The organism is Stenotrophomonas sp. PI_27 (assembly GCF_027854495.1).
GTDB lineage: Bacteria > Pseudomonadota > Gammaproteobacteria > Xanthomonadales > Xanthomonadaceae > Stenotrophomonas > Stenotrophomonas pavanii.
On sequence record NZ_JAJNOF010000029.1, the window covers coordinates 1 to 7,162 of the forward strand.

Annotated in this window: 5 protein-coding genes; 2 read left to right on the plus strand and 3 right to left on the minus strand. The window is 64.8% G+C overall.

What is annotated here, in order from left to right; translation table 11 throughout:
• Positions 1-2,433: autotransporter outer membrane beta-barrel domain-containing protein (locus LRM18_RS20230; protein WP_270955365.1), on the minus strand; the 2,433-nt coding region annotated here is incomplete at its 3' end.
• Between the two features lie 407 nt (positions 2,434-2,840).
• Between LRM18_RS20230 and LRM18_RS20235 the strand changes: the two genes are divergently transcribed.
• Positions 2,841-5,189 carry an autotransporter outer membrane beta-barrel domain-containing protein gene (locus LRM18_RS20235; RefSeq protein WP_154330039.1) on the plus strand — a complete coding sequence of 783 codons (2,349 nt, stop codon included), beginning with the start codon at positions 2,841-2,843 and terminating at the stop codon, positions 5,187-5,189.
• Between the two features lie 368 nt (positions 5,190-5,557).
• On the opposite strand, the gene LRM18_RS20240 is transcribed toward LRM18_RS20235, so the two are convergent.
• Complete coding sequence (locus LRM18_RS20240) at positions 5,558-5,911, minus strand: hypothetical protein (protein ID WP_270955366.1); 354 nt, start codon at positions 5,909-5,911, stop codon at positions 5,558-5,560.
• A 478-nt stretch (positions 5,912-6,389) separates the two neighbouring features.
• Here LRM18_RS20240 and LRM18_RS20245 point away from each other — a divergent pair, with 478 nt between their 5' ends.
• A complete protein-coding gene (locus LRM18_RS20245) occupies positions 6,390-6,800 on the plus strand; it encodes a hypothetical protein (RefSeq protein WP_064237651.1) in 411 nt (136 codons plus the stop codon).
• A gap of 86 nt (positions 6,801-6,886) precedes the next feature.
• Here the strand turns inward: LRM18_RS20245 and LRM18_RS20250 are convergent.
• Positions 6,887-7,162 (minus strand): autotransporter outer membrane beta-barrel domain-containing protein (locus LRM18_RS20250; RefSeq protein ID WP_270955367.1); only part of this gene is annotated, 276 nt, incomplete at its 5' end.

The window sequence follows — 7,162 nt, forward strand, 5'->3', positions numbered from 1 at the left end:
CTGGCGCGCGCCGCCCATCGAACGCGCGCCATTGCGCTCGTGCATGCGGTGCGCGAACAGGTTGATCGCCGCCGACTGGTTGGCCAGGTAAGCCCCCGCTTCCGGGCGCAGCACCGGCGGCGGCAGGATCGGATTGACTGGATCGACCGGGTCCAGCGGATCCACAGGGTCCGTCGGATCGATCGGATCCGGGCCAGGATCGACCGCGCATCCCGGCGCAGCCGGGTTGTCCTGGCAGACATCGAACCACTGCGAACGCAGGTACCAGTTGCCATCGGAAGGATCGGCCAGGCCGCCCTGGAACAGGAAGTACTCATACGATCCGCCCACCGCGCGGCCGCTCAGTGCGTAGTTCGCCCGCGATGCGCCGTCGATCTCGATCAGCGGGATGCCATCCACCGTCGGCGCGCCCACGCCACCGATGTTCTTCACCGCGATCAGCGCGTCACCGGAGGTGTCGCCGCGCACGTGCAGGCGGTCCATCGCGCTGTCATCGCCGGCCAGCGCGCCCTGGAACAGGAATGTCGCGCCCTCGCTGTGCAGGTCGCCATCCACGGTGAGCGTGTTGAATCGGCCGCTCCCGTCGGACAATGCCACGCCGCTATCAAGGATCTGCAGTTCGCCGACCGTAGCGTCACCGGTCAGTGTCCACTGACTACCGCTTTCAATCGCCATCGTCTGCACCAGATCCGACGAACCCTGCCATAGCGATCCATCCGCCAGCCGCACATGTACATCCGACTGTGGCGGCAATCCCGCGTCCTCGTCTTCCGGGGTGATGACGATGTCGCCCTCCATCTGCGAGCGACCCTCCAGTACCACATCGAAACGCCCGGCCACCGCGGCATCCAGTGCCAGCGCGATGCCGTTGCCGCCCGATACCACCGCGCCGTTCGACAGTGTCAGGCCCGCATCGCGGCTGCTGCGCAGCCATACACCGCCATGCTGGGCGCTCACCAGCGAGCCACCATCGATACGCATCCGCCCGTTGTCATTGATAACCGCCGCCCACGCGCCCTCGCCCTCGGTGCGCACGTGGGTGTTGCTCAGCGTCATTTCGCCGGTGCCGCCAGACAGCACACCGTGCGAGTTGATGCCGGTGGTGCGCACCACGCTGTCGGCCAGATGCACGGTGCCACCCATGCGCGCGATCGCACCGATGGCGCCATCACCTTCGGTCAGGATATCGGTCATGACGGCGCTCACCTGCGGATTCTTTCCGCCGGAACCCTCTGCATACAGGCCATGGCCATTCTGGCCGAGCGTGCGCAATCGGCTGGAGCTCACCCGTGCGGCTCCATCCAGGACCGAGATGGCCTGCCAGGAATTGCCGTCTGCCGTGATCTCCGAACCTTCCACATCCAGCTCGCCCTTGCCGATCATCAGGATGCCAACACCATTGTGCGTAGTGATGGATGAGCCCTGGACGCTGGCCACACCATCGCGTCCGTTGATGTTGATGCCCACCGAAGTGGCTTCGAGGCGGCTGTTGAGCATGGTCAGCTCCGAATCCGCGGTCATGTTGATCCCGTGGTGCCCGGACATCTCAACGCCATCCATCAGCAACGTTGCGCTGCTGCCAGGCGCGAAAGTGGCAACACTGGCGTTTGCTCCACCGGCGTGGATGCGGCCGCCACGCATCTCCACGTCGCCTCCGATGTACAGGCCTGCCCCTGAACGTTCGTGGGTGAGGTTGATGTCGACGTCCTCAAGCACGGTTGTTCCGATGCCCGCCAACATGCCGTTTGCACCTGCCCCCACGCCATTGATCTGCACCGAGCGCAGGCGGACGTTAGCGCCATCCTGCACCCACGCGCCATACCCGCTCCCGCCCACATCGATGCGCACGCGTTCGGCCTGCAGCGTACCGCCGCGCACGTCCAGCCCGTTGGACTGATTGGCAACAACCTGGATCACGCTGTCGGACACCCGCGCATTGCCGTCCTTTACGAAAACGCCGTGTGACAGACCGGCCTGGGTTCGTATCTGAACCCCATCAAGCACCAGGTTGCCGTCGATAGCCTCAGCACCATTGGAAGCAGTGCCCAGGGTCAGGATCTCTACGCCAGTGGCAAGCACCTCTCCACCCGCAGCGGCGGAAAGGCCCGCTGCGCCATAACCAGAGGTGGTCACGCTTCCTTGCACCAGTTCAATGCGGCTGTCCGCGCCCTCCGCCCGTGCCGCGGCGGCATACATGCCCCCGGTGGTGAGATTGACCTCGCCCAGCGGCACGATGCTGCCGCCATTGATGGCATGGAACGCATATCCGGCAGGGTTGCCCGGCTCCACCGGCTCGGTGGTGGCGTAGTCACCCGCCGCCGGGTTCTGTTCGTCGCCGTCGGCAACAACCTGCTGTGCCAGCGCGGGGGATGCAATCAAGACACTGGCCAGCGCCAGCGATAGATGACTGCGGCGTGCATGATGGATCGACATGACAGCTCTCCTGAAAGAGCGGCCATGCTCCGCAGACGCGACCGGCATCACCATCGAATGTGTTGCAACAACTGGTGCGACCAGACGTCGCATGCCTCCAGCGTTGAACTGAACCGCGACCCTCGTCCTCGACCTCGCCAAGCAGGCTTTGCAACTAATTGCATGGGAACGGGTATGCCACGCACGGACACTGGGAACCAATCAAGACATGCACTGACGTGATACACCCGCCATCACCTGCCATTCACAGGATCAAGGCGTATACGTCACCAGCCTGAACAGGGTGTCGCAGCAGTGCAGTGTCCCGACCATTCCACCTGGAGGACCCGACCATGCGCGTTCAATCTATCCCTGCAGCTACACCTTCTCTGCGCCCACTGGCGCGCTGCCTGCTATTGGCGCTGACGATGCCCATCGGCGCCGCCTTGGCCGGCGATCTCGATGGCGGAAGCGCGGAGGTTGTCGCGGGCGATCCGGTCGAGCAGTGGCGTGTGCGCAACGGCGGTGCACTGACCATCAACGGGGGTGAGGCCAACCAGATCAGTGCAAGTGAGGACTCCCGCGTTACGCTGAACAATGCTGTGATCACCCGCGACCCCAGCGTCAGCGGCGAGTACTACAACGTGTCTTTGCAGGACGACGCATCCCTTGAAGCGGTCGGCACGCTGTTCCAGGGAGGAGGCATTACCTTGTCCAACGGTAGTGCTACGGCGCGACTGGTCAACAGCAGTATCAACATCCCGGGTGGCGAAGCGGGGCGTCAGCTGTCGGTGGGTCTGGACCTGTTCCACAATCCGACCGTGCCCGCCACGCCAATCGATCCACGCGGGGTGCTGGACCGCACCCACGTCCGGGTGAGCGACGCGCCGGACGCATCCCGGGACAGCAGTAGCGGCATAGGTGTTCGCATGGGCTTTGGCACGGTGGACATCGTCAATGGCTCCTTCATCGACGCAGACAATGTTGGCGTCCTGTTCCTGGGTTCGGTCGGGCCTTTTGACAACACACTGCGTGTGGATGCCTCAACCATCAATTCCCGGCGTGGCGCAGCCCTTCGCGTCGCTCCGCGAAGGGAGGATCAGCGCTATGACATTACGATCGCCAATGATTCGCACGTCACCGGTGGCGATGGCAATCTGCTGCTGGTGCAAGCCTATGAAGCGACTCCCTCTACTGCCACGCCTGAGGTCCACTTCACGGTGGATGATTCGCGCCTGGCAGGCGACATCACCTATGACCGAACCTCGGTGCCCAACGGCACGCTGGACGTGATCCTGCGCAACAAGGCACAGATCGACGGCCGTTTCATCAACGTCAGCTCGGCCAGCATCGACAGCGACAGCACCTGGCTGATGACCGGTGACAGCAACGTCGGCCACCTGGCGCTGGGCAGTACCGGCACGGTGGCGCTGGGCAATGGCAGCACGTTCAACACGCTCAGCGTGGATACCTTCGACGGCGCCGGCGGCACCCTGCTGTTCAACACCCAGCTGGGTGACGACAGCTCGGCCACCGACAAGCTGATCATCAAGGGCGATGCCAACGGCCAGGCCAACGTGCGTGTGCTCAATGCCGGTGGCGCGGGCGCGAAGACCGACAAGGGCATCGAGCTGATCCGCGTGGGCGGTGCCTCCAATGCGCAGTTCGACCTGCAAGGCCGCGCGGTGGGCGGGCAGTACGAGTACTTCCTGTTCAAGGACGCCACCAACGGCGGCTGGTACCTGCGCTCGGAGCTGGCCGGCACGCCGGACCCGTGCGTGGTGGATCCCACGCTGCCGGAGTGCACGCCGGTCGATCCGGTGGACCCGGTCGATCCCGTTGATCCGATCGACCCGACGCCGGTGCTGCGCCCGGAGGCCGGCGCCTACCTGGCCAACCAGTTCGCGATGGACCAGCTGCTGCGCCACGGCTGGCGCGACCGCCAGGGCGGCAACACCTCCGCCGTTGATGGCGTGCGTGGCTGGGCCCGCGTGGACGCTGCGCAGAGCAAGCTGTCGGCGGTGGAAGACCAGCTGGACCTGCGCGTGGACCGCTCGCGCCTGCAGCTGGGTGCGGACATCGGCGTGTTCGACAACAGCCAGGGCCGCGTCGGCGTGATGGGTACGCTGGCCAAGTCCGATGCTACTTCGCGTTCGCAGCTGACCGGCTACAGCGCACGCGGCAAGGTCAACGGTGGCGCGCTGGGCGTGTACGGCAACTGGAGCAACGATGCACTGTATGTGGATGCCAGCGTGCAGCGCGGCCAGTTCCGCAACCGCGTGCAGGGCGAAGGCCTGGCCGAGGAACGCTACGACTCGGACATCTGGCAGAGCTCGCTGGAAGCCGGCTACCGCTTCGGCGTCGGCCAGATCGGCCGCACCGCGCTGAGCCTGCAGCCGGAGCTGCAGCTGGTCTACACCGACGCCAACACCGATCGCCACGAAGAAACCAACGGCACGGTGGTGCGCAGCCTGGGCGACAGCGGCCTGTCCGGCCGCGTGGGCCTGCGCCTGCAGGGCGAATCCCGCTCGGCAGCGGGTGTCTCGGTCAACCCGTATGTGGTGACCAACTGGTACCGCGATGGCGCCAGCAACGGCATGGCGTTCGACGATGAAGCGCTGAAGGCCAGCGTGCCGCGCAACCGCTACGAGCTCAATGCCGGTGCGCGCGTGGACTTCCGTTCCGGGCTGAGTGCGTGGGGTGGCTTCGGCGTGTTGCGCGGTGACCATGGTTACCGCGAAGCGACGGCCAATCTGAGCATGTCGTACCGCTGGTAATGTAGAAACATGCACGGCGCCGGATGATTCCGGCGCCGCTTTACTTTGCTCGTGTAGAACCGGGCCAACGCTCGGCTACGTTCTGCATCAGCCAAGCAAGCTCGGCGCCGATGGCAAGGAACCATGGACCTGTCTGGTCAGTATTTTCTTCCGGCAGCGATCCACTCTTTCGGGCTGATCCGGGCTGATCCGGCCAGAGGAGCAATCAGGATGGGGCCTCCCACGTGCCCCGTCTGCACCGCTTCACAGTTCAGCAGCGGGAACCCCGAAAACCGGTAGTGCCTCCGGCATCCCGACCAATGAATGCCTGGGTATCAACAAACAGCTCGACGATGGCGATGGCGATGGCGATGGCGATGGCGAAAGTGTCACTCTGCGCCAATCAGGATAAGGCAGCCATCGTCTGTAGGATGCAGTTGCAGAAAAACATCCCGGCCATTCTTGTGGAACATGGACCAGCAGACCGCCTGCCAGCCGAGGCCACAATTGACCTCGGGAAATCCAAGCACGGTCGCATGCGAGTACTCGCGTCGTATTCCGCCCCACCCCGCTTTCAACAAGGCAGGGCGTAGTGTTCTGTAGTCCATCTCCCATCGCGCGCCCAATGCCTTCAGCGTGCCCGGCATCGGCGACGGATTTTCGTTGTAGCCTCCCATTCTGTAGCCGGGCTCTATGACGTCCGGCGAAGAGGCCAGCAAGAAGGCGATCAAGAGAATTTTCATCTACCCAGCCTAGCGGCACCGCTGAGCGCGGCAACCCCCACTGAAGCTGATGCCACTTCGACGAAGTGGTTGAGCGCGCTCGACTCTACGGTGCGAGCGGCGAAGAATGTCGCATTCGGCAAGAATCACCATCCGCTACCTGCCAGCGACAAAGTTGCAACGCTTTCGAACTTTCCAACAATTCTCATTGGCAGCATTGGCGCTTCATGCAAATCATGTAGCGCCACCGACAACGGGTGGCACGGGCTTCCAATCCCGTTTGATAAGCATGTTGTTTACGCTTGCCTGCCGGCGTCACCCTTTCCTTGTTGGGTGGCGTCGGCAGGCATTCTGTCCGCGCACCTATGGCGGGCGGTGCGTGGGGGCCTCGTGCCCGCCGGCGTTTCGCATGCTTACCACCGGTATTGGAACCACGCACCGTCCGCCACCCCCGCTGTTAAGCAGGGTGGCCCCTTGCCGCTTGCACAAGGACGCCGCCATGACCGCTTCCCCCTACCCGCACCTGTTCGCCACCCTGGGCGAGGCCGCCACGCGCCTGCCCGATGACCTGGCCCGCACGCTGGAAGACACCTTCGTTGCGCTGCAGACCGGTAACAGCCCTGGCGCCATCACCCTGCAGGCCTGCCTGCAGTACATCCGCCAGGGCGATGCCGCCGATGGGCAGCCGTGGCCCGGCAGCAACCGCACACCCGGGCAGCGCCTGGCCTTGGCGCGCATCGACCGCGCCAATGCGGGGCTCAGCTTCCTGCTGGAACTGCTGCACGCCACCGAACGCGTGCGCGTGGACGGGGATATCGACCAGCACATGGATGACGGCGCGCGCGAAGGGCTGTTGCTGGCCTGCCGTGGGCTGGCCGAGTATGTGGATGTGCAGTTGCGGGCGGCATAGCGGACGTTGTTGGGCCCAGCTCTCAAGCAGCAGCGGGGTCGGAACCCCTTGCCGTGGCAATGGGCTCCGACCCGCCGCAGGCCCGCTTACCAGGCCCTGCGCAGGCCCAGCTGGCCACCCACGTTGCGGTAGCCGTAATCACCACGCTGCACGCTCACGCCACCCCACGCGCCCCAGCGCTGGCCCAGCCTCAACTCGGCACCGGCCTGCACCTCATAACGGTTGCGCGGCACGTCTGCGCCCAGCGTGGCACCGTTGAACTGCAACGTGCTGCTGCCGCTGCCACGCAGCCAGTTCACGCCCAGGTACGGCTGCACGGTGTTGCCGGCGGCCGTGCCATGGCCAAACACACGCACGCCCAG

Excerpts from the sequence above, each read along its gene's own strand:
- LRM18_RS20245 (WP_064237651.1), top strand. The coding sequence starts at position 6,390 with ATGACCGCTTCCCCCTACCCGCACCTGTTCGCCACCCTGGGCGAGGCC.
- LRM18_RS20235 (WP_154330039.1), top strand. The coding sequence starts at position 2,841 with ATGCCCATCGGCGCCGCCTTGGCCGGCGATCTCGATGGCGGAAGCGCG.
- LRM18_RS20240 (WP_270955366.1), bottom strand. The coding sequence starts at position 5,911 with ATGAAAATTCTCTTGATCGCCTTCTTGCTGGCCTCTTCGCCGGACGTC.